Source organism: uncultured Wocania sp. (assembly GCF_964021735.1).
Classification (GTDB): Bacteria; Bacteroidota; Bacteroidia; order Flavobacteriales; family Flavobacteriaceae; genus Wocania_A.
Genome location: NZ_CAXIBN010000292.1, coordinates 1 through 1,733 on the forward strand (window position 1 = coordinate 1; position 1,733 = coordinate 1,733).

1 protein-coding gene and 2 pseudogenes are annotated in these 1,733 nt (G+C 32.1%); all 3 read right to left on the bottom strand.

The features are described from left to right. Nucleotides 1-492 (bottom strand): annotated as a pseudogene (locus tag AADI82_RS15075) (hypothetical protein); the annotation flags it as partial. 4 nt (nucleotides 493-496) lie between these two features. Further along, nucleotides 497-1,012 (bottom strand): T9SS type A sorting domain-containing protein, encoded by a 516-nt coding sequence (locus tag AADI82_RS15080; protein ID WP_341217228.1) that lies wholly within the window; start codon nucleotides 1,010-1,012, stop codon nucleotides 497-499. 578 nt (nucleotides 1,013-1,590) lie between these two features. Continuing rightward, nucleotides 1,591-1,733: pseudogene (locus AADI82_RS15085) on the bottom strand (thiol-disulfide oxidoreductase); the annotation flags it as partial.

Below are 1,733 nucleotides of genomic sequence, written 5' to 3' on the forward strand. Positions count from 1 at the left end.
CCATATTTGGTATGCCGAGTCTCCATCAGCACCGTCAGCCCCATCATTCCCAGCAACACCTTGAATACCCTGAGGACCAGGTATTGAGCTTCCAGAATTTGCTGCGTACAGCGCATAAGGAACACTGGCTAGTTGGCTGGTTCCAGTAATATTGTAACTTGTACCACCGGTAGGATCTATTTCAGTTTTTATGAAATAGGTGTTATTGGCCCAATCTATGGTTGAAAAATTACCACCAACCAAAGTTCCTGTACCAATTTCTATACTGAATAAACCATTAGCATTGGTTGTAGGTGTTTGGGTTTCGGCGTAAACTACAGTACCAGATGCACTGCCTTGTAAAATACTAATCTGTACACCAACATTTTGGTCGGCTAAAATCATGTCGCTAGAGTTTCTAACAATAGCTTGATAGTTCATTTTTTGTGGGGTTTGTGCAAATAGGCTTATTGTACACAAAAACAAGATGGATAATAGGTATAATTTTTTCATTGGGTTAGTTTTTAATGATTTTAAAGGTTTTAATTGTGTTGTTATAATTGTTTATCGCTAATAAATAAGTAGCCATAGGTAAATGGTCTATATCAATTTTAGTGATGTTGCCTGTTACTTCACCACTAGTCATTAATACACCTAAAAGATTAAATAGTTTATAGGACAGTTTGCCTTTTTTTATACCACTTACTCTTAGATTTAGGGTTGATGAGGAAGGGTTGGGATAAGTGGAAACATTAAGGTTATTTGCTGTATCTATAATAGACAATGTTTCGGATTCAAAATAAAATTGAATACCCTGGTAAGCAAAACCATTGCTCCCCGTTAATGTAGCTTGTACGGTTTGCCCAATAGAAAAACTTGCGGAACCACCAGAGCCTGAGGCATCGCTACCAGAGGCAAGAACTACTTCTTGGGCCTGTGCTGTGCCAAATAAAGAAAAGCATATGGCAAGTACTATTACAACCTTTAACTTAGGTTTGGCTAATTTTTGTTTAATAGGGGTATTTTTCATCATAATAAAAAAAGTTTTGAGGTTAAATGTTTTTGGGGAAATAAAGTAACTGCTAAAACGCTCGAATGTATTGAGCTTTGATAGTGCATAAAAGCTTGGAGAATGACATCTGAAAAATATACGCTTGTATGAAACGTAAGAAGCTACATAACGAGATAAACAAAAGCTGTAAAAAATATAATTTAGTAAACAACCAATATTGACATTGGTAAAGGGGATAATAACTAAAAAGTTAGTTTTTTTTGATAAATAGGATGTCATATCTACGCTTTTGGCTAATATGACTAGTAGTAATTTTCGCAATACAAATATAGAATTTTTTTTGATAAATCAAAACTTATCGAATAAATATGCTTTTTATCGATTAAAAAATATTTAATCGTCTGAAATAAAAATTGAATACTTGTTTAGTTAATCCAACGAAAATATTATTTACGTATTCTTAAAATTAGAAAATTAAATATTGAACTCATTTACAATTTTGACAATAAGAAGAAATCATCATAAAATAATCAAAAAAACTTCTGTGATTATTTTATGATGCAGAATCATTTGTTATTTCGACATGATAAATGTTTAAATTACTCTAAAAACCTACTTTTTAATTCAGGTGTAGGAATCATACAGCTTTCTTTTTTACCATACCACTTATATCTGTTTTTTGCAATATAATCATAAACCCAATTGCGTATAAACGGAGGAATAATAAAAAATACACTTATTA